Annotated in this window: 26 protein-coding genes; 5 read left to right on the plus strand and 21 right to left on the minus strand. The window is 68.0% G+C overall.

Going from position 1 to position 22,311, the window contains the following annotated elements; translation table 11 throughout:
- The 6 genes from TVH25_RS14150 to TVH25_RS14175 form a co-directional block, all read right to left on the minus strand.
- On the minus strand, positions 1-142 hold a 142-nt coding region (locus TVH25_RS14150), incomplete at its 3' end, for a manganese catalase family protein (protein WP_422424549.1).
- A 218-nt stretch (positions 143-360) separates the two neighbouring features.
- The gene (locus tag TVH25_RS14155) at positions 361-645 is read right to left on the minus strand and encodes a hypothetical protein (RefSeq protein WP_422424528.1); all 285 of its coding nucleotides are present in this window, start codon (positions 643-645) and stop codon (positions 361-363) included.
- 233 nt (positions 646-878) lie between these two features.
- Positions 879-1,547, minus strand: coding sequence for a methionine ABC transporter permease (locus TVH25_RS14160; RefSeq protein WP_169652918.1), 669 nt, complete (start codon positions 1,545-1,547; stop codon positions 879-881).
- 13 nt (positions 1,548-1,560) lie between these two features.
- The gene (locus TVH25_RS14165; RefSeq protein ID WP_422424550.1) at positions 1,561-2,580 is read right to left on the minus strand and encodes a methionine ABC transporter ATP-binding protein; all 1,020 of its coding nucleotides are present in this window, start codon (positions 2,578-2,580) and stop codon (positions 1,561-1,563) included.
- Positions 2,580-3,416 (minus strand): MetQ/NlpA family ABC transporter substrate-binding protein, encoded by an 837-nt coding sequence (locus TVH25_RS14170; protein WP_169620055.1) that lies wholly within the window; start codon positions 3,414-3,416, stop codon positions 2,580-2,582. The genes TVH25_RS14165 and TVH25_RS14170 overlap by 1 nt, the downstream gene beginning before the upstream one ends.
- A gap of 171 nt (positions 3,417-3,587) precedes the next feature.
- A complete protein-coding gene (locus tag TVH25_RS14175) occupies positions 3,588-4,613 on the minus strand; it encodes an isopenicillin N synthase family dioxygenase (protein WP_422424530.1) in 1,026 nt (341 codons plus the stop codon).
- Positions 4,614-4,957: 344 nt separating this feature from the next.
- Between TVH25_RS14175 and TVH25_RS14180 the strand changes: the two genes are divergently transcribed.
- Together TVH25_RS14180 and TVH25_RS14185 are read left to right on the plus strand one after the other, a co-directional pair.
- On the plus strand, positions 4,958-5,575 hold the full coding sequence (locus TVH25_RS14180; protein ID WP_169620057.1) for a DJ-1/PfpI family protein: 618 nt from the start codon (positions 4,958-4,960) through the stop codon (positions 5,573-5,575).
- On the plus strand, positions 5,572-6,042 hold the full coding sequence (locus tag TVH25_RS14185; protein ID WP_422424532.1) for a MarR family winged helix-turn-helix transcriptional regulator: 471 nt from the start codon (positions 5,572-5,574) through the stop codon (positions 6,040-6,042). Before TVH25_RS14180 ends, TVH25_RS14185 begins: the two co-directional genes overlap by 4 nt.
- Before the next feature lie 7 nt (positions 6,043-6,049).
- Here the strand turns inward: TVH25_RS14185 and TVH25_RS14190 are convergent, their stop codons facing one another.
- The 12 genes from TVH25_RS14190 to TVH25_RS14245 form a co-directional block, all read right to left on the minus strand.
- Complete coding sequence (locus tag TVH25_RS14190; protein WP_169620059.1) at positions 6,050-6,922, minus strand: acyl-CoA thioesterase; 873 nt, start codon at positions 6,920-6,922, stop codon at positions 6,050-6,052.
- On the minus strand, positions 6,919-8,340 hold the full coding sequence (pyk, locus tag TVH25_RS14195) for a pyruvate kinase (protein WP_422424535.1): 1,422 nt from the start codon (positions 8,338-8,340) through the stop codon (positions 6,919-6,921). Before pyk ends, TVH25_RS14190 begins: the two co-directional genes overlap by 4 nt.
- 84 nt (positions 8,341-8,424) lie before the next feature.
- Positions 8,425-8,595, minus strand: coding sequence for a hypothetical protein (locus tag TVH25_RS14200; RefSeq protein WP_296550594.1), 171 nt, complete (start codon positions 8,593-8,595; stop codon positions 8,425-8,427).
- Between the two features lie 59 nt (positions 8,596-8,654).
- Entirely contained in the window at positions 8,655-9,302 is a 648-nt protein-coding gene (locus TVH25_RS14205) for a phosphodiesterase (RefSeq protein ID WP_296550593.1), read from the minus strand.
- A gap of 157 nt (positions 9,303-9,459) precedes the next feature.
- Positions 9,460-10,266 (minus strand): TM2 domain-containing protein, encoded by an 807-nt coding sequence (locus TVH25_RS14210; protein WP_296550592.1) that lies wholly within the window; start codon positions 10,264-10,266, stop codon positions 9,460-9,462.
- Positions 10,263-11,300, minus strand: coding sequence for a prolipoprotein diacylglyceryl transferase (lgt, locus tag TVH25_RS14215; RefSeq protein ID WP_169652926.1), 1,038 nt, complete (start codon positions 11,298-11,300; stop codon positions 10,263-10,265). Before lgt ends, TVH25_RS14210 begins: the two co-directional genes overlap by 4 nt.
- Positions 11,297-12,100 (minus strand): tryptophan synthase subunit alpha, encoded by an 804-nt coding sequence (gene trpA / locus TVH25_RS14220; RefSeq protein WP_296550590.1) that lies wholly within the window; start codon positions 12,098-12,100, stop codon positions 11,297-11,299. Before trpA ends, lgt begins: the two co-directional genes overlap by 4 nt.
- Positions 12,097-13,350 (minus strand): tryptophan synthase subunit beta, encoded by a 1,254-nt coding sequence (gene trpB, locus TVH25_RS14225; RefSeq protein WP_169620370.1) that lies wholly within the window; start codon positions 13,348-13,350, stop codon positions 12,097-12,099. The genes trpA and trpB overlap by 4 nt, the downstream gene beginning before the upstream one ends.
- A gap of 111 nt (positions 13,351-13,461) precedes the next feature.
- Entirely contained in the window at positions 13,462-14,271 is an 810-nt protein-coding gene (gene trpC, locus TVH25_RS14230; RefSeq protein ID WP_169620063.1) for an indole-3-glycerol phosphate synthase TrpC, read from the minus strand.
- Between the two features lie 90 nt (positions 14,272-14,361).
- The gene (locus tag TVH25_RS14235; protein ID WP_169620064.1) at positions 14,362-15,063 is read right to left on the minus strand and encodes a TIGR02234 family membrane protein; all 702 of its coding nucleotides are present in this window, start codon (positions 15,061-15,063) and stop codon (positions 14,362-14,364) included.
- The gene (locus TVH25_RS14240; protein ID WP_169620065.1) at positions 15,060-16,643 is read right to left on the minus strand and encodes an anthranilate synthase component I; all 1,584 of its coding nucleotides are present in this window, start codon (positions 16,641-16,643) and stop codon (positions 15,060-15,062) included. Before TVH25_RS14240 ends, TVH25_RS14235 begins: the two co-directional genes overlap by 4 nt.
- Positions 16,644-16,731: 88 nt before the next feature.
- Entirely contained in the window at positions 16,732-17,499 is a 768-nt protein-coding gene (locus tag TVH25_RS14245) for a dioxygenase (RefSeq protein WP_422424552.1), read from the minus strand.
- 142 nt (positions 17,500-17,641) lie between these two features.
- Here TVH25_RS14245 and TVH25_RS14250 point away from each other — a divergent pair, with 142 nt between their 5' ends.
- Positions 17,642-18,124, plus strand: coding sequence for a MarR family winged helix-turn-helix transcriptional regulator (locus TVH25_RS14250; RefSeq protein WP_422424539.1), 483 nt, complete (start codon positions 17,642-17,644; stop codon positions 18,122-18,124).
- Between the two features lie 6 nt (positions 18,125-18,130).
- Here the strand turns inward: TVH25_RS14250 and TVH25_RS14255 are convergent, their stop codons facing one another.
- Both TVH25_RS14255 and TVH25_RS14260 read right to left on the minus strand, forming a co-directional pair.
- Positions 18,131-19,414, minus strand: coding sequence for an acyl-CoA dehydrogenase family protein (locus TVH25_RS14255; protein ID WP_422424541.1), 1,284 nt, complete (start codon positions 19,412-19,414; stop codon positions 18,131-18,133).
- Entirely contained in the window at positions 19,411-20,547 is a 1,137-nt protein-coding gene (locus TVH25_RS14260; RefSeq protein ID WP_422424542.1) for an acyl-CoA dehydrogenase family protein, read from the minus strand. Before TVH25_RS14260 ends, TVH25_RS14255 begins: the two co-directional genes overlap by 4 nt.
- 84 nt (positions 20,548-20,631) lie before the next feature.
- Here TVH25_RS14260 and TVH25_RS14265 point away from each other — a divergent pair, with 84 nt between their 5' ends.
- Together TVH25_RS14265 and TVH25_RS14270 are read left to right on the plus strand one after the other, a co-directional pair.
- Positions 20,632-20,892, plus strand: a complete 261-nt coding sequence (locus TVH25_RS14265) for a tautomerase family protein (RefSeq protein WP_378527401.1) — start codon at positions 20,632-20,634, stop codon at positions 20,890-20,892.
- Positions 20,893-21,292: 400 nt separating this feature from the next.
- The gene (locus TVH25_RS14270) at positions 21,293-21,616 is read left to right on the plus strand and encodes a WhiB family transcriptional regulator (RefSeq protein ID WP_422424545.1); all 324 of its coding nucleotides are present in this window, start codon (positions 21,293-21,295) and stop codon (positions 21,614-21,616) included.
- A 29-nt stretch (positions 21,617-21,645) separates the two neighbouring features.
- Here the strand turns inward: TVH25_RS14270 and TVH25_RS14275 are convergent.
- Positions 21,646-22,311, minus strand: a 666-nt coding sequence (locus tag TVH25_RS14275) for a GlxA family transcriptional regulator (RefSeq protein WP_422424547.1), incomplete at its 5' end; no start/stop codon positions are given.

The raw sequence follows: 22,311 nt of genomic DNA on the forward strand, positions 1-22,311 counted from the left end.
TCCATCCCTGGAACAGGTACTGCATGGTGACGGTCATTTCGCCGTATGCGCCGCCGATGAGTTCTTGGAGTTTGCGGGCGTAGACGGGGTCGGGCTTCTCGGGTTTGACGTCGAACTGGAGGTGATCTGTGTGACGGAACAAGGGTTTCACCTTTCAGGAGGTCGGCGCACAGTGCGTGCAGTAGCGGTGTCGTACCACCGCACAACGCGCCCAAACTCCTGGAGCGGATCTGTCCCTTTCGGTTCGTCCGGTGCCCGTCCCCGGCGGCGCCCGTGCCACACCGGTCGTGACCGTCACCGTGCAGAACGATCCGGAGCGCCCCGCGTGTTGCGGACGCGCTCCGGATACGGAGGCACTCATCAGCCGTGACGGATCTCGAATACTCGTGGCGGAGGTGCGATTTCGTGCCGAGCGGGACCATGGACAGTCCCCCGTCCGATGATCGCGCCGGGCGCGATCATCAGGTGCGCCACGATGATGCACGCTCCGATGAGCAGCGACGAGATCAGCCCCACCGAGTACGAACCGGTGAGTGCGGCAGCGACGAAGCCGATGGTGAGCATGCCGGAAAGAACAAGTATGGCGAGCATCCTCCGCTGCGACGACAGCGCGTTCTCGGATGCCTTTCGACGGTGTGCAGCCATCACGATCTCTCCGTTCCCTCCCTGGAGAACAGTTGCCGGACGCCCCCACGTCCGCACCCCTGCCGACCGATGCCCTTCTCGGTACGACGGTGTGCACCTCCGCTGTCAACGGATTCGGCGTTCTGCTTCCCTTCCGCTCGAAGAGAGCGGGTTTGGTAACGGAAATACTATCAACTGTGACATACGTCTCGCAATCGATTAGTGGCTCGTCACCGGCCTGTATCTGTCGACGATCACCGCCGGTGCGCGTAGGCCCGGATGATGCCGTCGCCGACCGATTGCATGATCTGCACCATCACGATCAGCACGACCACGGCAACCAGAAGCACCGGCGTGTTGAACCGCTGGTAGCCGTACACGATCGCGAAGTCGCCGAGTCCGCCACCGCCGATGACACCGGCCATGGCGGAGTACCCGACGAGAAGGACCAGGGTGAGCGTCGCGCCGGCCACGAGAGGCGAGACGGCTTCGGGCAGGAGAACCTTCCGCACGATCTGCCCGGTCGACGCTCCCATCGCCTGGGCTGCTTCGACCCGGCCGCGCGGCACCTCCCGCAGCGCGGATTCGACAATCCGCGCGAAGAACGGGATGGCCCCGATGGTGAGCGGGACGATCGCCGCCGTCGGGCCGATCGCTGTACCGACGATCGCCCGGGTGACTCCGATCAGCGCGATGAGCAGGATCAGGAACGGCAACGACCGGAACAGGTTCACGATCACACCGAGCACCGTGTTGAGCGTCCGCCGCGGCAGGAGGCCCGACGGGGAGGTGACCTGCAGGACGATGCCCACCAGCACTCCCCCGATCACCGTGAGCACGAACGACACCGTGACCATGTACAGCGTTTCGAGGGTCGCCTCCCACACTTCGGGCAAGGAGTCGTACCACGTGAGCTTGTTCATCGCGGATGTGACCTCATTCGGTGAGTCCCTCCAGTTCGGTCCCCGCGCCCCACGACAGGGTCAGGTGCGGGTGCTGGTCCACGAATCGTTCGACCCGGGCGTGGTCGGTGTCCGTCGTGAATCGCAAACGCATCCGGCCGACGGTCACGTCGCCCACCTGCTCGACGCGCCCGCCGACGACGGCGATATCGGCGTCCGCAGCCCGGATCATCTGGGACAGCCACGGCCCGTGCGCCGCGTCTCCGATCGCCGTGACCACTGCGGTGTCGGCGCTCGACCCCAGAGAGGGGTCGTCACCGACCGGCAGCATCGCGGCACCGAGCGCAGAGTCGGGTGAGGCGACGAGGTCGGTGATGCGCCCGGTCTCCACGATCCGGCCGGCTTCGAGTCGCGCCGCCGACGTGCAGATTCTGCGTAGCACCCCGAGTTCGTGGGTGATCACCACAACCGTCACGCCCAGGGTGCGGTTCACCTCGGCGACGAGGTCGAGAACCTGGTCGGTGGTGTCGGGGTCGAGGGCGCTGGTCGCTTCGTCGCACAGCAGCACCTCGGGTTCTGCGGCGAGCGCGCGCGCAATGCCGACGCGTTGCTGCTGGCCGCCCGACAACTGGGACGGGTAGCTCTTCTCCTTGCCGGACAGGCCGACGAGGTCGATCAGCGACGCCGCGCGGGCGCGCCGCTCGTCCTTGCCCAAGCCGGCGAGTTCGAGTGGCAACTCGATGTTGCGGAGGACGGTGCGCGAGTGCAGCAGGTTGAACTGCTGGAAGACGGTGCCGATCCGGCGCCGGGCGGAGCGCAGTTCGGCCCCGGAGAGAGTCGACAGGTCGTCCCCGCCGAGAAGGATGCGACCCGACGTGGGCTTTTCGAGGAGGTTCAGGCACCGGAGAAGAGTGGATTTACCCGATCCGGACGGACCCACGATGCCGAAGATCTCTCCGTCCGGGATGTCGAGAGAAACCCCTCGCAACGCCGCGACCTCCCCGGCGCCCCCGGCGCCGGGGAAGGTCTTGACGAGGTTGTCGACGACGATCATCAGTTCGTGGGCTGGACCGGAACGACGGAACCCGAGTAGGTCTCCTCGATCCACGCAGCGGTTTCCGGCGACTCGAGAGCGTCCGCGAGTGCGACCACCGCGGGGTCGTTCTCGTTCTCGGCGCGCACGACGAGCAGGTTGGAGAAGGGGTTGCCGTCGACCTGCTCGGTGACGATGCCGTCCTCGGCCGGGGTGAGTCCGGCCTCGAGGGCGTAGTTGGAGTTGATGACGGCGGCGGTGACCTGCGCGTCGTCGAGCTGACGCGCGAGCTGGGGCCGCTCGATCGCCAGGAACTTCAGGTTCTTCGGATTCGCGGTGATGTTCGATTCGGTGACCACCGACAGATCTGCCTGGTCGAACGGCACGTCCATCTCGATCAGCCCGGCCGATTCGAGCAGGTACAGCGCGCGGGCGTAGTTGGTGGTGTCACGCGGCACCGCGATGGTGTCGCCGTCCTTCAACTCGTCGAGCGACCCGATCTTGTTGGAGTACAGGCTCAGCGGCTCGAGGTGCACGTCGGCAACAGCGACGAGATCGTCGACACCGTTCTGCTTCTGCCAGTCGATCAGGTACGGCTCGTGCTGGAAGAAGTTCGCGTCCACGTCACCGGCTTCGAGCAACTCGTTGGGGTCGACCTCACCGGTGATGTCGAGGATGTCGAGCTGGTAGTCGCCGAGCGCACCGGTGCTCACGAGGTGATCGAGGATCTCTACGTGCGGCGTGGACGAGGCCGAGATCCGCAGGGTGTTCTCGTCTCCTCCGGACGACGAGCAGGCTGCCAGGCCGAGGGCGAGGGTGAAAGCGGTGGTCGCGACGACGGTACGACGCAGGAACATCGGGTACTACCTTCCGTTGTGGAACTGCCGGTGCTCGGCAGGGTGGAACTGTGGGAGCGCCCCGGACGACGCGGGATCACGCAGTCCGGACGGGTCGGCTCTCAGGCTACGGCGGACGTGTGGTCGGGCCGGACGAATCCGGCGGTGCGGGGGCGGCAGGCGACGACGCGGTCATCGGCCGAGTTCGAACGAGCGGAGCAACTCCGCGTGGTACCGCTCGGTGACATTGGGATGAGCACGCAACCGGGATTTGAGCGCGTTCAGTCCGTACACCGCGTGCAGCGCTCCGCCGTGCGCGTCGTGTCCCACGCCCCGCGCCGCGGCCGCCAGATGATCCGGCAGCGGGAGGGTGGGCAGCGCTTTGTCGAGTGCGGGATTGAGGAAGAACGGCAGGGACACCCGATCCGTTCCTGTTGACGGCGGTTCGACGCGGTGGACGGTCGCCGTGAGATATCCGCCGGTGGCCACCTCGAGCAGTTCGCCGATGTTGACGAGGAGGTGCCCCGGGAGCGGATCGACCTCGAACCATGCGCCGTCGCGCTGCACCTGAAAGCCGGTGCTCCCGGGCTCGGGGTACAGAAGGGTCAGCGCGCCGACATCCTTGTGGCTGCCCACTCCCTGGTCGGTCACCGATCGATCGTGGCCGGGATAGCGCACGATCTTGAGCAACGGGTCCGGGTGGGCGAAGGCCTCGTCGAAGAAATCTGCGGGGGCCCCCAGGGATTCGGCCCAGGCGCGCAGCAAGCGGAGACCGACCACCTGGAGTCGGTCCATCCACTCCACTGCTGCCGGGCGCAACTGCGGAACCTGCGCGGGCCACAGGTTCGGTCCGTGGAGCACCTCCCAGGGACGCGCCGGATCGAACTCGGCGACGGCGTCGCGTTCCGGCCCGATGTCGAGTTGTTCGCGCCAGTCGACGTGGCCCTGGGTGCGCTCACCGCCGACCCGGGTGTAACCGCGGAAGTGTGGTGAGTGGCTGTTCTCGACCTCGAGTTTGGCGGCGTCGGGAAGCGCGAAGAACTCGCGGGAGGCAGCAATCAGGCGATCGGCCGCCGCGGGATCGATTCCGTGGCCGGCGAGGTGGAAGAAGCCGATCTCGTGCGTGACGGTGCGAAGACGGTCGAGCGCAGCATCGCGTGTTTCAGGTGCATCGAAGTCGGCGAGATCGATGACGGGAAGTGCCGTCGAATCGGACATGCGGAGGATCCTTTCGAACCGTCGCGGGCTCGGGTGACGAGGCCAACGGCGCACGGTTCGGGGGACGGATTTCGGGCACGGCTCCCGAGGGGGACCTATGCCCCGGTCGGGGGTATCAGCGGCAGGCGCGACAACACGACGGGGCGGCGACGCCCGCACGTGTGTGCATGTCCTGTGCTCGATTCATGCCGAACATGTCCCCTCCGATGGGTCGGGCTCGACCCTAGACGACAGCAAAACCACCGAGTGGTCGATACGAGGCTAATCGTCGACGCGGCGGTCGGGCAAATCGTCCATCGGCGGCACACCTTGACAGCATACTGTCATGCTGACAGCATACTGTCATGGATGGCATCGTGTACTTCGCCGTGTACGACACGCTCGCCGACTGGGAGATCGGATACGCGATGTCGGGCATCGCAGATCCCGACTTCCAACGTCAGCCGGGGCGCTACAGCGTCCGCACCGTCTCGACCGGACGCGACCCGGTCACCACCATGGGTGGACTCCGCATCGTGCCGGATGTCACACTCGACGAGGTGGATCCGCCCTCCTCCGCAATGCTCGTGCTCGCCGGCAACAACATCTGGCCCACCGAGGCCTTCACTCCGTTCACCGACAAAGCGAGAGAGTTCCTCGACGCGGGCGTCCCGGTCGCCGCGATGTGCGGAGCGACTGGCGGACTCGCGCGGGCGGGGCTGCTCGACGACCACGCCCACACCAGCAATGCGAGGGAATTCTTGGAGAGCGTCGGATACGGCGGCGCGCACCTCTATCGCGACGACCTGGCCGTCACCGACCGGGACCTCCTCACCGCGAGCGGGATAGCGCCGGTCGAGTTCGCCCGCGCCATCTTCGAGCGTCTCGATCTGTACACACCCGAGGTGCTCACCGCCTGGTACAAGCTCTACGGCGAGCACGACCCGTCGGGATACTACGAACTGACGGCACACGAGGGATGAGCACGACCGAAACCTCGATTCCGAAACTGCTCAGCGCCGCCGCGTTGACATCGTTCCGCCTCAACGGCCAGTTCCTGGACCTCGCGGACACCCTCGCCGCACCCGCAGGCCTGACCGCCTCGCGCTGGCAGGTACTCGGCGCCGTTCTCACCACGCCGCTGCCGGTTGCGGGGATCGCACGCGAGATGGGCATCACCCGCCAGAGCGTGCAGCGCATCGCGGATCTGCTCGTCGAGCAGGGGCTCGCGGAATACCGGCCGAACCCGGCGCATCGCCGCGCGAAGCTGGTCGCCGCGACGCCGGCGGGTCTCGAGGCGGTCGCACAGATCGACCCCGCGCACGCGACGGCCGCGCGCCGTCTGTGCGACGAGATGGGCTGCGACGACTTCGAGGAGGCCGTGTCGGCGCTGCGACGGTTGTCGGCGGCGCTCGAGCGGATGACCGGCGATTCCGGCGACCGCGCGTGAGCGTCGCTCAGCGACGGGACGGGAAGTGCCGCACCAGACCTTCCTGCACAACCGTCGCGACGAGTTGCCCGTCGAGGTCGAAGTACCGGCCCGTCGCCATCCCGCGCGACCCGGCCGCGACCGGCGACTCGGTGGCGTAGAGATGCCAGTCGTCGAATCGGAGCGGGCGGTGGAACCAGATCGAATGATTGACGGTGGCCGCGACGATCCGGTCGAGACCCCACGACAATCCGTGCGTGGTCAGAATCGAGTCGAGGACCGTGGTGTCGGAACTGTAGGCCAGAGTCGCCGCGTGCAGCAGCGCATCGCCGGGCATCTCACCGTCGGGACGCATCCAGACACGGTTGTGGTTGAGCTTCTCGCCGGTGCCCCGCAGCACCCATGCGGGGTCGTTCGCGTACCGCATGTCGATGGGCTTGAGTGCCCCCGCGAAGTACGGCAACTGTGCCTCGAACCCCTGCAACCGCTCCCCGATGGATGGAAGTGTTTCCGGCAGAGGAACTTCCGGAACCCCGACGGAATGCTCGAGTCCCTTCCCCCAGCGCTGGAACGCCGCGAGCATGACGAACAGTTCCTGCCCGTCCTGGTAGGCGGTCACCATCCGGTTCGCGAAGTCACGACCGTCACGGTGCCGCGCGACCCGGTACTCGATGGGCGCCTTGACGTTTCCACCCCGGATGAAGTGCGCGTTGATCGCGTGTACCGGCCGGTCTCCGACCGTGCGTCCCGCCGCGACGAGCGCCTGCGCGACGAGCTGCCCTCCGAACGTCCGGGCACCGACCTGCGGGGGATGTTCGCCGCGGAACACGTCCTCCCCGGTCTGCTCGAGATCGAACAGTCCGAGGAGGACGTGGAGATCCGACGTGTCGACACCCGTCACCGGGTGTCCTTCTCCCCCAGCCGGTGTACGTGGATCAGGTTGGTCGAACCCGTCCGTCCCGGAGGGGCACCTGCGACGATCACCACGAGATCGCCACGCTGGTAACGCCCGAGCGAGAGCAGCGCCGCGTCGACCTGCTCGACCATCTGGTCGGTGGTGTCCACCGGCGGCACGGAGAACGTTTCGGTGCCCCACGTCAGTGCCAGCTGATTGCGAATACTCGGCGCGGGCGTGAAGGCGAGCAGCGGGAGCCTTGTGTGCAGCCGCGCGAGTCGGCGCACCGTGTCGCCCGATTGCGTGAACGCGACGAGTGCGCTCGCATCGAGCCGCTCGCCGATGTCGCGGGCCGCATACGAGATCACGCCGCGTTTCGTGCGGGGCACGTGGGTCAGCGCGGGAACGTCGGTCGAATCCGATTCGACGGCCGCGATGATGCGCGCCATCGTCTTGACGGTCTCGATCGGGAACTTGCCCACCGAGGTCTCGCCGGACAGCATGACGGCGTCGGCGCCGTCGAGTACGGCGTTCGCGACGTCGGATGCCTCCGCGCGGGTCGGGCGGGAATTCTCGATCATCGACTCGAGCATCTGCGTCGCGACGATCACGGGCTTGGCGTTCTCCCGGGCGATCTGGATCGCGCGCTTCTGCACCAGCGGGACCTCTTCGAGCGGCAGTTCCACACCGAGGTCGCCGCGAGCGACCATCACCGCGTCGAATGCCAGCACGACCGCTTCGAGGTTCTCGATCGCTTCGGGCTTCTCGAGCTTGGCGATGACCGGGACACGCCGGCCGACACGATCCATGATCTCGTGCACGAGTTCGATGTCGGCCGGGGAACGCACGAACGACAGAGCGATGAAGTCGACACCGAGCTGCAGCGCGAATTCGAGGTCGGCGATGTCCTTTTCGGACAGCGCCGGAACGGAGACGTTCATCCCGGGCAGGGAGACGCCCTTGTTGTTGCTGACCGGGCCGCCCTCGGTCACGCGGCAGACCCCGGCGTGCCCTCCGCCGGATCCCCCCCCGCGGCCGACCTGGCCGGCGGCGCCCCGCCGCCGGGCGCCGGCGACCGCGTCCTGCGCGAGTTCCTTGTACGTGGTCGAGACGCGGTCGTGGGTGCCTTCGACGTCGTCGACGGTGATGCGGACGAGTTCACCGTTGTTCCAGACGGTGGGGCCGTCGGCGAATCGGCCCAGACGAATCTTGGGTCCCTGGAGGTCGGCGAGCACGCCGACCGCCTTGCCGGACGACTCGGCGGCGGCACGAACGTGGTTGTACTGGAGCTCGTGATCGGCGTGATCTCCGTGGCTGAAGTTCAGCCGCGCCACATCCATGCCGGCGTCGACGAGTTCCCGGAGGACGTCGGGGTCCGAGGTAGCCGGGCCCATTGTGCATACGATCTTGGTACGTCGGGTCACGCCTCGAGCCTAGCCCCCATGGTGCGCGCCCACCATCGGAGTCCGTAACCCGCACGCGCGCACCCGGAGCGGCAGCCCGGTGTGTCAGTCCTTCTGGTCCTCTGCTATTTCGGGTGCGTTCTCCCTGGTCGCCATCCCGCCGGTCCCGCCTTCGTCGGCGGGTCCGGGCCGGCCGCCCTTGGGTTCGCGGGCGTGCGACGCGCTCTCGTCGGTCGTCTTGCCGGGGCCGTCCGAACGGTTCTTCTTCTCTGCCATCACGTCGTCTCCTCATCTACCGGATACATGGACACCGTCGGTCTCACGCGTCGAGAACCTCACGCATCGAGGGAGGCTGCCCGTCCCGCGCGGCTGCCGCGATACGCGTCCCGGCGAATCTCTGCGACGAAGTCGGGCCACATCCGCAACGTAGGGGGACAGTGCACCACCGGGTCGAACGAGGTCATCTCGGAATCGTCCACCGCGAGTCGCGAGGTGAGGGTGACATTCCCGAACGGGAGTGCCGCGCCCCGCGCCGGCGCCCAGCCGAGCGAGAAGACGAGCGGTGCCACCTCGGGCCGGAGATCGTCCGCCGATGTGGTGTTCGGCTGCCGTCCCACGGGCGTCGCGAGGACCCATCGCACCCGGTCGTCCCCGTATCTGCGGTACGCGGCGAGGCTGCTGTAGCGCGCGCTCCCCCAGCCGCGCACCGGGAGCAGTACCGCCCGCGCCGGGAGATACGAGGTCGCGAGCAGCAGATCCCAGGGACCCGATTCCAGGGAGACCCGCAGCGCGAGACCGAGAATGTCGGGAACGCCGGCGGGCAGCCCGATGCCCCGGGAAAGCCGGCCGGTGACGGCATAGCGCCCCGGAGGCACGGGCCCGCCGTCCACCCGTACGTCCAGGTGGCCGCGGAACAACGCGCCTTCGGGGTGGAACGCTCGCGCACCCCGCAGCGCCGAGGCGGCCCGGAACACTCCGGACACGGCCGAACGCAGGGGTCCTGCGGGTCGGGTGCGGCTGGAAAGATCGAGGGGCGACACGGACCGCGTATACCCGGTGCGGTCGGGTTCAATCCTGGCCGTCCGGTCCGGGCCGGAGGTTCGCCGCACGGGTGAACCCGTCACCGGTCGGTGCCGGCCGCTACGGGCGGAGCGGCCGCCCGTGCTCGTCGCGCACCTTGCCGGTGAGCATCAAGATGCCGTCGATGAGCGGCCAGATCCCCCCGATACCGCAGGTCAACCATGTGACGGCGATCTGCGCCACCGCCGTGCCGGGCTGGCCGAGGTAGAAGCGTCCTGCACCGAAGGCGCCGAGCAGGATTTCGAGTACGCCGGCCGTGACCTTCGACTTGTCCGAGTACGCCTCGCCGGTATAGGGGTCGCGTCCGAACGGGGCGGAAGGATCGGTGCCGTATCCCTGGGGCGCGCCGTAGCCCTGGGGGCTGCCGTAGGCCGGAGGAGGTCCGTAGGCAGGCGGCGTGCCGTATCCCGACTGCGGGCCGTCCTGCACGGGAAAGCCGGGGGCGGAAGTCGGATAGCCCGGGTCGGGAGTGCCGTAAACGGGCCCCGGCGACGCGGATTTTTGTCCCTGGTTCGGACCGGGGTAGGGATAGCCGCTCGGGGGCGGATAGTCGGACTGATGCGCCGCCGGCGGAGGGTAACTCGGCGTGGTGCCCCAGCCGGGACCGTTGCCGATCCCGGAGTAGGTGTCCCAGCCGGGGCCGGGGGTTCCGGTGTGACCGCCGAAGGACTCCGCCGGGGGCTGCTGCTCGGAGAGCGAGGCCTGCGCGGTCGCGTCGTAGTCGAAGGTCCGGCCGAAATCCCGGGTCGGCTCGTCGTGGTGCGCGGTGTCTCCGCCCGGTGTCCCGGTATCGGAGTGTTTGCGCAGGTCCGGCTTGGCAGGTTCGGCGTCGCGCGAGTCGGACGCGCCCGGGTCCGGTGCGGTCACGAGTTGTCTCCCTTGCTCTTGCCTGGCCGTGAACCATCTAGTTTAGCTGCGACTTCGGTCCCGTCGTCGTCCGCTGCGCGGGGCGTCTCGGGGGCAGTCGATTCGCCCTCGGCCGTCTCGGCCGCGGAGTCCTTGTCGCCGGGCGCGACCTGTGGGTCGGCAGGCGTGCCGCCGAGCGTGGCCGGATCTTCGCGGCCCTTACGCGCGAAGATCACGTAGGCGACCGCCAGCACGAACACGATGCCCGAGGTGAAGGTGTTGATGCGGATTCCGGCGATCTCGGTTGCCGCATCGGCACGCATCAGCTCGATCCAGAACCGTCCGGCGCAATAGCCCGCGACGTACAGCGCGAACAGGCGTCCGTGCCCGATGGCGAATCGGCGGTCGATCAGCACCAGCAGAATCACCACGGCGACGTTCCACAGCAACTCGTACAGGAAGGTCGGGTGGACGACGAAGGCCACTTCGCCGGTGGAGACGCCGTCGATCAATGCCGGCGATACGCGACCGGCGTCGTCGCTGCGCTGGTAGATCTCGAGGCCCCACGCGACGGTCGTTTCCCGCCCGTAGAGTTCCTGGTTGAACCAGTTGCCGAGTCGCCCGATGGCCTGGGCAAGCAGAATGGCGGGTGCCAGCGCGTCGCCGAATGCGGGCAACGGGATGCCGCGGCGGCGGCAGCCGATCCAGGCTCCGACGGCGCCGAGCGCGACGGCCCCCCAGATTCCGAGGCCGCCTTCCCAGATCTTGAGGGCATCCGCAGGGTTCGCGCCCTCCCCGAAGTATTTCTGCCAGTCGGTGAGGACGTGGTAGAGACGGCCGCCGATGAGACCGAACGGCACGGCCCACACGGCGATGTCGAGAACCGTGCCGGGCTTGCCGCCACGGGCGACCCAGCGACGATCGCCCCACCAGATGGCGACGACGATGCCGACGATGATGCAGAGGGCGTAGGCGCGCAGGGCCAGGGGCCCGACGTACCAGACGCCCTGTGAGGGGCTCGGCAGATAAGCCAGAACAGACGCAGTCGATGTCACGAGGCCACGGTAGCCGAGCGCACGCCCCTCGCGAGATCCTGCGTCAGGGCGAGCAGCGCGTCGCGGCCCTGGGCCGCCGCCGTCACCAGCGCCGAGCCGACGATCACGCCGTCCGCGTACCCGGCGATCTCGGCGGCCTGCGCGCCGTTGCGGACGCCGAGTCCGACGCCGACCGGGATGTCGCTGTGGGTGCGCACCCGGGCGACGATCTCGGGTGCACGGTTGTCGACCTTGTCGCGGGCGCCGGTGACACCCATCGTCGACGTCGCGTAGACGAAGCCCACACACTGGTCGAGCGTCTTGGCGAGGCGCTCGTTGGTGGACGACGGGGCGACGAGGAACGTCCGGCCCAGGCCGTACTTCTCCGCGGCGGCGATCCACTCTTCGGCCTCGTCGGGAATGAGGTCGGGGGTGATCATCCCTAGTCCGCCGGCAGCGGCGAGGTCACGGGCGAAGTTGTCGACGCCGTAGCGCATCACGAGGTTCCAGTACGTCATGACGACCGCTGCGCCGCCGGCGGCGTTCACCGCTTCGATCGCCCGGAACACGTCGCGCACCTTGACGCCGTTGGCGATCGCCTCGAAGGCCGCTTCCTGGATGGTGGTGCCGTCCATCACCGGGTCGCTGTACGGGATGCCGACCTCGATGAGATCGCACCCGCCCTCGACCAGGGTGGTCATGGCTTCGAGCGAGCGTTCGACGGTCGGATAGCCGACGGGGAGATATCCGATGAGCGCGGCGCGGTTCTCCGCCCGGCAGGTGTCGAATATCTGGGTGAGGCGTTCGTGCGGGGCGCTCACTGCGCGGCTCCTTGGGTGCTGTCGCTGGCGTTGTCCGGGAGGTAGCCGAACCACTTGGCTGCGGTGTCGACGTCCTTGTCGCCCCGGCCGGACAGGCTCACGAGGATGATCGCGCCCTCCCCCAGCTCGGGTCCGAGTTTCAGGGCTCCGGCCACGGCGTGCGCAGATTCGATCGCGGGAATGATGCCTTCGGTCCGGCACAGCAGGCCGAACGCGTCCATCGCCTCGCTGTCGGTGATCGCCCGGTACTCCGCGCGACCGATGTCGGCGAGCCACGAATGCTCGGGGCCGACACCCGGATAATCCAGACCTGCCGAAATGGAATGCGATTCGATGGTCTGTCCGTCTTCGTCCTGCAGCAGGTACGAGTAGGCGCCGTGCAGTGCGCCGTGGGTGCCACCGCCGATGGTCGCGGCGTGCCGGCCGGTGTCGACGCCGTCGCCGCCGGCTTCGCAGCCGATCAGCTTGACCGACGGATCGTCGATGAACGGATGGAAGATGCCGATGGCATTCGACCCGCCGCCGACGCACGCGACGACCGCGTCGGGCAGGCGACCGGTCATCGCCCGCACCTGCACACGCGATTCGAGTCCGATGATGCGCTGGAAGTCGCGCACCATGGCGGGGAACGGGTGCGGTCCGGCGGCGGTGCCGAAGCAGTAGTACGTGTTGTCGGCGTTGGTCACCCAGTCGCGCATCGCTTCGTTGATCGCGTCCTTGAGGGTGCGCGACCCGGTCTTGGCGGCGACGACCTCGGATCCCAGCAGGCGCATCCGCGCGACGTTGAGGGCTTGGCGCTCGGTGTCGACCTCGCCCATGTAGACGCGGCACTCGAGCCCGAGCAGAGCGCAGGCGGTGGCCGTGGCGACACCGTGCTGCCCCGCACCGGTCTCGGCGATGACGCGGGTCTTTCCCATGCGCTTGGCGAGCAGGACCTGCCCCAGCACATTGTTGATCTTGTGGGAACCGGTGTGGTTCAGATCTTCCCGCTTGAGGAGGATGCGGGCCCCGCCCGCGTGCTCGCTCAGTCTGGTCGCTTCGAACACCGGGGACGGCCGGCCGGTGTAGTCACGCTGCAGCCGGTCGAGTTCGGCGAGAAATCCGGGGTCGGTCCGTTCCTTCTCGTACGCGGCGGTGACCTCTTCGATGACCGCCATGAGCGCCTCGGGGACGTAGCGTCCACCGAACACCCCGTAGTGGCCACGAACGTCCGGCTCGTGGGCGGTGGGGGTGGATACGGCGTCACTCATCGAGGGAAGGCCGTGTCCCTTGGCGAAAAGTGCGGAATCGTCTGCAGTCACGTCTTCAGTCTGCCCCACGTGGCGACGCGGATCGTGCCCGGGTCCGGCCCCGGCGACGGTTCAGCGTGCAGGCTTGGGGCACGACGGATGTGTGCCCACGGTCACCAGTTCGGCGACGGCCTGACGCGGGTCGCCACTGGTCACCAGACCCTCGCCGACCAGCACCGCATCGGCTCCTGCTCCGGCGTAGGCGAGCAGGTCGGCCGGTCCCCGCACACCCGATTCGGCGATCTTGATGACGTGGCTGGGCAGTCCGGGCGCGATGCGGCCGAAGGTGTTCTTGTCGACCTCGAGAGTCTTGAGGTTGCGGGCGTTGATTCCGATCACGGTCGCGCCGGCCTCGAGCGCGCGGGAGGCTTCTTCCTCGGTGTGGGCTTCCACCAGGGCGGTCATCCCGAGCGATTCCGTGCGGTCGATCAACGCCGTCAGCACGGTCTGCTCGAGGGCCGCCACGATGAGCAGCACGATGTCTGCACCGTGAGCACGCGCCTCGTGGATCTGGTACGGACCCACGACGAAGTCCTTGCGGAGCACCGGGATACGCACCGCGCGCCGCACGGCATCGAGGTCGGCGAGGCTGCCGTGGAAGCGCCGCTCCTCGGTGAGCACACTGATCGCGCGTGCACCGCCTGCTTCGTAGGCCTTGGCCAGCTCGGCGGGATCGGCGATGTCGGCGAGCGCACCCTTGGACGGGCTGGCGCGCTTGACTTCGGCGATCACTGCGATGCCCGGCTCGCGGAGAGCGGCCTTCGCGTCGATCGGCGCGGGCGCGGCAGCACCGGCGGCCTTGACGGAAGCGAAGTCGACAACTGCCTCACGGGCGGCGACGTCGGCTCGCACACCTTCGAGAATCGAGTCGAGAACTGTCATCGTGGCTCGAGTCCTTTCCCACCCTTGTCAATCCCGATGTGATTAAGCTCATCGGATTTCCTCAGAGCCTAGTGCGCGTGCCCACGGCGCTCATCGCCGGGTACCCGAATCCGACGGGCCCTCCTCGTCGTGCCCCTCGTCACCGTGGTCGACGGTCGGATCCTCCCCCGCATCCATTGCGTCCCACAGCGTCCGTTCGGTCATCGGTTCGTCGGTGTCGGCCCGTCGCACCGCCGCGTCACGGCGTACTGCGGGGCTGTCGTACTTCGACGACAACCCCGCTTGCTCGCGCGGGGTCCGCCACAGTGCGAACGCGGCGCCGAGCGCCAGGACCGCGCCCAGCAGTGCCAGGACCGCCGGCAACGGCGACACGGTCACCGCGGTGACCGTGGCACGGCCCGGAAGTTCGGCGATCCTGGCCGCCGTCTCCGGATCTCCGCCGCCGGCAAGCAGCTGCACCGCGGGAACAGCAGCCGCCACCGCAACTGCCGCGACCGCGACCGCGACGACGCGCAGGGCCCGTCCCCGGACCGCGAACGCCGCGGCGATGGCGGCGAGCAAGGCCAGCGCGAGGGGTGTGGTGGCTGCGGCCCATCTCGCACCTTCGAGGTCGGTGACACGATCGGCACCGAGCCCGTCCGACGATTCGGCCCGCACCCAGGTCATCCGGCTCGAACCCCACAGTGCGGCCGCGCCGAGGGCGAGAAGCCCCGCCGCCACGACCGTGGGGCGCCTGCTCACGCCTGTGCGCGGGCGGGCATGGTCGCCGGTCTGCGGGTCCGGGGCGGTCACCGCGCATCCCCGCTGTAGTTGGTGACGGTCGCGGCCGCAGCGACCGCTGCGAGCGCGGACATCGCCTTGTTGCGGGCTTCGGTGTCCTCCGCGTCGGGTACCGAGTCGGCGACGATGCCCGCGCCGGCCTGCACGTACGCGACCTTGTCCTTAATGAGCGCCGATCTGATCGCGATGGCGGTATCTGCGTCACCGGTGAAGTCGAGGTAGCCCACGATGCCGCCGTAGATGCCGCGGCGGGTGGGTTCGAGTTCTTCGATCAATTCCATCGCCCGTACCTTGGGAGCGCCCGAGAGGGTTCCCGCCGGGAAGCACGCGGTGACGGCGTCGAGCGCTCGCTTGCCCTCGGCCAGCCGCCCGGTGACGGTGGACACGAGATGCATCACGTGGCTGTACCGCTCGATGTGCCGGTAGTCGTGCACCTTCACGGTGCCCGGCGCGCACACCCGGCCGAGATCGTTGCGCCCGAGGTCGACGAGCATGAGGTGCTCGGCGTTTTCCTTCTCGTCGTGCAGGAGATCCTTCTCGAGCAGGGTGTCCTCTTCCTCGTCGGCGCCTCGCCACCGCGTCCCGGCGATCGGATGTGTGGTGGCCGTGCCGTCCGCGACGGTCACCAGCGCCTCCGGACTCGAGCCGACGATGGAGAACGCCGTGTCGCCGTCCGGTCCCGGAATGTGCAGGAGGAACATGTACGGGCTCGGGTTCGACGCGCGGAGCATGCGGTAGACGTCGATGGGCGCAGCGTCGCAGTCGATTTCGAAACGTTGCGAGAGCACGACCTGGAACGCTTCGCCGGCTTCGATGTCGCCGATGAGCTTGCGGACGTCGGTGCCGAACGACTCGGTGGTGCGCTGACGACGGTATGCCGGTTCGGGGCGCGAGAACGTCGCGACGGTGGCCGGTGCCGGTGCGGCGAGCGCGGCCGTCATCCGGTCGAGGCGTGCGACCGCGTCGTCGTAGGCCTCGTCCGCGCGCTGATCGGTCCCGTCCCAGTTCACCGCGTTCGCGATGAGCCAGATGGTGCCTTCGTGGTGGTCCACGGCGGCGAGATCGGTCGCGAGCATCATCACGAGTTCGGGAATCTCGAGGTCGTTCTCGGAGAGGTTCGGCAGCTTTTCGAGATAGCGCACGGTGTCGTAGCCGAGATACCCGACCATGCCGCTCGTCAGGGGCGGCAAACCGTGGATGCGGTCGGTGTGGAGCAGTTCGAGGGTGTCCCTGAGCACGTCGAGCGGGTTGCCCCCGGTGGGTGTGCCGGCGGGGACGTGCCCGTACCACGCGGCTTCGCCGTCGACCACGGTCAGCGCCGCGGGGCTGCCCGCGCCGATGAACGACCACCGGGACCACGACCGGCCGTTCTCGGCGGACTCGAGCAGGAACGTGCCGGGACGGTCGTCGGCGAGCTTGCGGTACGCCGAGAGCGGTGTCTCCGCGTCGGCGAGCACCTTGCGGGTCACGGGGACCACGCGATGCTCGCGCGCCAGTTGCCGGAACTGCTCTCGCGTCGTGGTCGAATCGGACCAGCCACCTGCGGGGGAATCGGTGGTGGCTGCGGGAATGGTGGTGGGCTCGCCGGACATGAAGACATCATCCCAGGGATCATCCGGGGCGGCGCAGGCGCGGTCGTCCGCAACCGGACGTGCGCCGCCTCCGGAACGGCCATGTGTCTCAGGCGACCTGGATCGACCGCTTCGCCAGTCCCATCCAGAATCCGTCGATGACCTGTTCGGGCGGCTGCGCCGGGTCGCGGGATGCGCCGAGGGTGACGAACAGCGGAGCGAAGTGCTCGGTGGTCGGATGCGCGTACGGCATGCCGGGTGCGCGGTTGCGGAAATCGAGCAGTGCGTCGACATCCCCGCGCGCCAGTTGTTCGCCCGTCCACTGGTCGAACTCCGCGGACCACCCCGGCGCCGGGGCTTCGGGCCGCGGGTCGCGCAGGAACGGGAGTCCGTGGGTGGTGAAACCGGAGCCGACGATGAGCACTCCTTCGTCACGCAGCGGCCGCAACCGCTCACCGAGGAGCAGCAGGCGCTGCGGGTCCAGGCTCGGCAGCGATATTTGCAGGACCGGGACGTCCGCGTCGGGATACATCACGGTCAGCGGCACGTAGGCGCCGTGGTCGAGGCCCCGGTGCGGCTGTTGTACGACGGGCTCCCCGTCGGGCATCAGCATCGCGACCCGGCGCGCGAGGTCCGGTGCTCCCGGCGAGGCGTAGGTGACCTCGTAGAAGCGGCGTGGGAAGCCACCGAAATCGTAGACGAGTGGTGTCCCCGTGGTGGTCGACCCGATCGTGAGGGGTGCGGATTCCCAGTGCGCCGAGACCACGAGGATCGCCGTCGGGCGCGGCAGACCCGCGGCCCAGGTCTGGAGCTGCTTCACCCACAGGTCGCTGTCGACCAGGGGCGGTGCCCCGTGGCTGAGGTAGAGGGCAGGCATCTCGCTCATGAAACTCCTTAAGTTGAAGCTTCAAGTATCGTAGCGCGTGCGGGCCGGTTTGCCGAACCGGCTCCCCCGCCGGATACACCCACCACGGCTTTGACAGGCTGGACACAGGACTACGGAAACGAGGACACCGGCAATGAACAGCGACCCGAGGTGGCTCGATGCGGACCAGCAGGCGGCGTGGCGCGTGCTGGTCTCGGTGATCACCCGGCTACCCGCGGCCCTCGACACCCAGATGCAGCGCGACTCGGACATGACGCACTTCGAGTACTTCGTGCTCGCTGTGCTGTCGGAGGCTCCCGGGCACCGGTTGCAGCTGAGCACGCTCGCCACCGAGGCCAACGCGTCGCTCTCGCGCCTGTCCCACGTCGTGACCCGCCTCGGCAAGCGCGGGTGGCTGCGCCGCGAACCGGTCACCGGGGCCCGCGGGTCCTACGCGGTGCTCACCGACGCCGGGCACGCGAAAGTCGTCGAGTCCGCCCCCGCGCACGTGGACACTGTCCAGCGCTTGGTGTTCGACGGACTCGACGACTCTCAGGTGCGTGAACTCACCCGCCTCGGCACGGTGCTCGTCGAGCAGATCGACAAGGGGATCGCCTCCGGCACCGGCAAGGCCTGATCTCGTCTATCCCGCAGCACGGCCCTTCGGCACGTCGCGGAATGCGAGATTGGGATCGTGGCTACGCTCGCGCGGCATGCCGAGCACCCGCTCGCTGATCGCGTTGCGCGCCATCTCGGTGGTGCCGCCGGCGATGCACCACACCTGGCGCAGCAAATAGTCGACTCCGCGCTCGGCAACCGCGCCGTCGTCCTCGTCCCACGCGGCGCCGTCCGCACCCGTGAACTCGTATCCGATGGTGACCAGGCGGGATTCGACCACGCCGGACATCAACCGGGAGATACTCGCGGACTGGTCCGAAATCGTCCTCGCCGCCATCCCCTGCCCGACGCGCTTGTTCAGTGCCTGTTTGGCCAGTTCGAGCGCGCGGGCCTCGCCGAGAAGATCGCGTGCGACCGGGTCGTCGAGCCGACCCGCGTCGCGGGCTACCGCGAACAATTCCGAGATACGGGATCCGCCGCGCACCGAACCCGCCGGAATCGTGGTGTACGGCGAGTTCTGATACATCCGCTCGTGGAACATCCACCGTGTTCCCACGGTCCAGCCGTCGTCGACCTCGCCGATGCGATCACTGTCGGGCACACGTACATCCGTCAGGAACTCCTGACAGAATTCGCTGGACCCACTGAGCATTTCGATGCGGTGCACCTCGATGGACGGTTGCTTGAGCGGCAGCATGAACACGGTCAGGCCGCGGTTCTTGGGCACATCCCAGTTGGTGCGCACCAGGCACAGCGCCCAGTCCGACCACCATGCCCCGGTGGTCCAGATCTTCGACCCGTTGAGAATCCAGTCCTCGCCGTCGCGCACCGCAGTGGTCACCGCGCCCGCGACATCGGATCCCCCGCTCGGTTCGGACAGCATCTGCATCCACAGTTCCTCGCCCTTGAGGATGGCGGGGATGTGCCGTCGCTTCTGCTCTTCGGTACCGAACTCGAGCAGGACCGCGGTGCACGGCACGAAGGTGGGCACCTGTAGCCGCGACGGGTATTCGTAACCGCGGAGTTCCTCGTTGAGTATCTGCTGGTACGGCCGCGTGAGCCCCTGCCCGCCGTATTCGCGGGGCACGCAGATTCCTGCGAGCCCGGCGTCGAAGAGTGCGCGCTGAAGGTCGCGTTCCCGTTGGACCGCGGCGAGTTCTTCCTCGTCGGAGCTTTCCTCGCGCAGCACCCCGATGTGGGACGCGAAGTCGGACCGTTGCAGATTGGCGCTGATCCATGTGCGGGCGCGGGCACGGAAATCGTCGAGCGATTCCACGTCCCGGTCGGTCGCCGAACTCTCGACGGTCATCGGTTGGCCTCCTGGTATTCGACGATGTCGGCGATGCGGGCGCGATGCTCGGCGGGCGTGCCGTAATTCGACCGGTTGGCGGCGCCGCGGCGCGCGAACAGATGCAGGTCGTGCTCGAACGTGATGCCGATACCGCCGTGGATCTGCATGCAGTCCTGGAACAGTTCTCCGCCGTAGTGACCGATGTACGCCTTTGCGGCCGAGACGAGTTCGGGCGCGTCCGCTGCCTGCGTCGCCACGGCGTATGCGGCGCTGTCGCTGATGCCGTGGCTGGCCTCGAGCCACATCTTCATGTCGGCGAACCGGTGCTTGAGTTCTTGGTAGGAGGCCAGCGGGCGACCGAACGAGTACCTGTCGAACGCCCATGCCACCGTGAGGTCGAAGGCGGCCTGAAGCGCGCCGACGGATTCTGCGCAGCCCAGCACGGCGCCGACGCGCAGCGCACGTTCGGTGTCGGCTGCGGCGCCGCCCGCGGCACCGACGAGCGCGGTGGCGGGTAGGCGTACCTCGGTGAACTCGACGGCGGCGTAGCGGCGGGTGATGTCGATGGACTTCAGGGGAACGATCCGCACACCGGGGGCCTCACGCGGCACGAGTACGTGTGAGAGGCCGTCACCGGTACGTCCGGTCACGAGCAGGAAGTCGGCCGAGACCGCCGCCTCGACGGGACGCTTCGTTCCGCGCACGACGACCTCGTCGCCGTCCACAGTGATCTCGACGCCGTCGGAGGCTACTGTGTCGCCCGCACGAGGCTCCTCGAAACACCATGCAGCGGTGGCAGTTCCTTCCACGAGTGAAGTCAGAACATCGCCGTGCGCCTCGGCGTGCCGGCTCAGGAGGTCGGCGACGACGTTGGTGGGGACCAGCGGGCCCGGAGCCGCATGCGTACCGAACTCGTATGCGACCAAGGTCAGATCGACGAGGCCGTGGTCACCGATCGACCCACCACCTGTGGCGTCCCCCGCGAGCAGGCTGGTCCAGCCGAGCTCGGCACCGCGTCGCCAGTATTCCGCGCCGAACCCCGCCGGGTCGTGGCGGAGGCGACGGATCTCGGCCACGGGCACCCGGTCGGTGAGGAACCGAGATGTGGTGTCCCGGAAGAACTCTTGATCCGGACTCGGATCCAGCAACATGCGCTCCCCTATCCACTTTCAGTTTACGTATATATAACTCTCAATACAGAGAACACTATTCTCTATCAATGCGAAAGGTCCGGGGTGACATTCGTCGGGACGCCGAGCAGCCCGGGCCGGGCGGGCACCGGCGGACCGGGTGCCGGGTATGGCAGAGTCGCCGCTGTGCCTTTGATTCAGATCAGCCAGACCCCGGGTCTCACGCCGGAGCAGAAGCGCGCAGTAATCGCAGCGGTGACCTCGGCGTACGCCGAAGCAGCCGGAAAGAATCCGGACAAGGTGTGGGTGACGATCACCGAGGTTCCCGGCGAGAACTGGGGCGTAGGCGGCGTTCCGCTGAGCTGACGCACCCAGCGCTCCGCACCTACCTTTTCTCTACCGAGAGACTGCCCGGCTTGGGACAACCACCTGTCGGTGCAGGTCAGCCACTTGCGAGTCGGAGTCTGTTTTTATTCGAACGCATGTGCGAATATTGTGGGTATGGGGTCGTGGGAGCGTACGCGTGGGCCGCCGCATCGATGTTCACGCGGCCGCCGCACCCGTCGATGCGCGCGCCGCACATGCGCCCGCATAGGGCGCCGGCGCGCAGCATTCCCCTCCCCCGTGGCGGACGGTTCTTCGGGATTTCCACCCCGCAAACCCGCCGATTTCGGCCACGGACACCGCCCAGCGGACCGTGGCCCGTTGTCGTTTCCGGCCGAGTTCGCATCGCATTCGCTCTTCGATCGAACCTCCAGGAGCCCTCATGCCGAGCGAAAACTTTTCGACCGCCTCAGGTCGAGGCGACAATGTCATCCACGCGGGCACCGACGCCCTGCCGTGCCACGGTCAGGACCCCGACCTGTGGTTTGCCGAGGACCCGTCAGACGTGGAACGGGCCAAATCCCTGTGCACCGGATGTCCCGTGCGTGCGCGCTGCCTCGAGACAGCGCTCGCCCGCCGAGAGCCGTGGGGAGTGTGGGGTGGCGAAATCATCAACCAGGGTGCGATCGTCGCTCGCAAACGCCCCCGTGGACGTCCCGCACGACGTCCCCTCGGCCGGCCGCGAAAAGACTTGGTGTGTGCCTGATTCGGCCGTCGCAGCGCGGAGCCGTCGCGTCACCCCGGCCCGGTGTGCGCGTGCGTGCGACGCATCATCGTCGGGGATACGCCGAAGCGGGCGACGAAAGCCTGCCGAAGAGTCTCACCGGAACTGAACCCACACCGACGGGCGACCTGGGCCCGCGGCATATCCGTGGTGGTCACCAGTTCCGCGGCGAACTCGAGTCGGATACGCCGCACGGCGGCGGCAGGCGGTTCGCCGAGGTACTGCTGGAACAACCGGGTCAGCTGACGAACGCTGATCCCGGCATGTCCGGCGAGCGCCGCCGCGGTCAGGTCGTGGTCGGGGTGCGCGACGATGTAGTCGAGTGAAGCACGTACCAGCGCGTTATCGGGCCGTCGCGCCGCGGTGAACATACTCATCTGCGCCTGATTTCCCGGTCGCTGCAGGTAGGTGACCAGGCCCAAGGCGACGCGACGAGACAATTCGGCGCCGTGATCCTCCTCGATGAACGCGAGGGTCAGATCGAGCGACGCCGTCACTCCGCCCGAGGTCGCGATCGGACCGTCGCGAACGAAAATTGGGGCCGCGTCGACCGTCACGGCCGGATAGCGTGCGGCGAATTCCGCCGCATACCACCAGTGCGTCGTAGCCCGGCGCCCGTCCAGCAGCCCGGTCTCCGCGAGGACGGTGGCACCGGTACACATCGACCCCACCCTGCC

The organism is Rhodococcus sp. 7Tela_A2 (assembly GCF_049311045.1).
Taxonomy (GTDB): Bacteria; Actinomycetota; Actinomycetes; order Mycobacteriales; family Mycobacteriaceae; genus Rhodococcus.

Bases quoted from the DNA above. Each gene is read 5' to 3' on its own strand.
- TVH25_RS14155 (WP_422424528.1), bottom strand. From the start codon at position 645: ATGGCTGCACACCGTCGAAAGGCATCCGAGAACGCGCTGTCGTCGCAG.
- TVH25_RS14160 (WP_169652918.1), bottom strand. From the start codon at position 1,547: ATGAACAAGCTCACGTGGTACGACTCCTTGCCCGAAGTGTGGGAGGCG.
- TVH25_RS14165 (WP_422424550.1), bottom strand. From the start codon at position 2,580: ATGATCGTCGTCGACAACCTCGTCAAGACCTTCCCCGGCGCCGGGGGC.
- TVH25_RS14170 (WP_169620055.1), bottom strand. From the start codon at position 3,416: ATGTTCCTGCGTCGTACCGTCGTCGCGACCACCGCTTTCACCCTCGCC.
- TVH25_RS14175 (WP_422424530.1), bottom strand. From the start codon at position 4,613: ATGTCCGATTCGACGGCACTTCCCGTCATCGATCTCGCCGACTTCGAT.
- TVH25_RS14180 (WP_169620057.1), top strand. From the start codon at position 4,958: ATGGATGGCATCGTGTACTTCGCCGTGTACGACACGCTCGCCGACTGG.
- TVH25_RS14185 (WP_422424532.1), top strand. From the start codon at position 5,572: ATGAGCACGACCGAAACCTCGATTCCGAAACTGCTCAGCGCCGCCGCG.
- TVH25_RS14200 (WP_296550594.1), bottom strand. From the start codon at position 8,595: ATGGCAGAGAAGAAGAACCGTTCGGACGGCCCCGGCAAGACGACCGAC.
- trpB (WP_169620370.1), bottom strand. From the start codon at position 13,350: ATGAGTGACGCCGTATCCACCCCCACCGCCCACGAGCCGGACGTTCGT.
- trpC (WP_169620063.1), bottom strand. From the start codon at position 14,271: ATGACAGTTCTCGACTCGATTCTCGAAGGTGTGCGAGCCGACGTCGCC.
- TVH25_RS14240 (WP_169620065.1), bottom strand. From the start codon at position 16,643: ATGTCCGGCGAGCCCACCACCATTCCCGCAGCCACCACCGATTCCCCC.
- TVH25_RS14245 (WP_422424552.1), bottom strand. From the start codon at position 17,499: ATGCCTGCCCTCTACCTCAGCCACGGGGCACCGCCCCTGGTCGACAGC.
- TVH25_RS14250 (WP_422424539.1), top strand. From the start codon at position 17,642: ATGAACAGCGACCCGAGGTGGCTCGATGCGGACCAGCAGGCGGCGTGG.
- TVH25_RS14255 (WP_422424541.1), bottom strand. From the start codon at position 19,414: ATGACCGTCGAGAGTTCGGCGACCGACCGGGACGTGGAATCGCTCGAC.
- TVH25_RS14260 (WP_422424542.1), bottom strand. From the start codon at position 20,547: ATGTTGCTGGATCCGAGTCCGGATCAAGAGTTCTTCCGGGACACCACA.
- TVH25_RS14270 (WP_422424545.1), top strand. From the start codon at position 21,293: ATGCCGAGCGAAAACTTTTCGACCGCCTCAGGTCGAGGCGACAATGTC.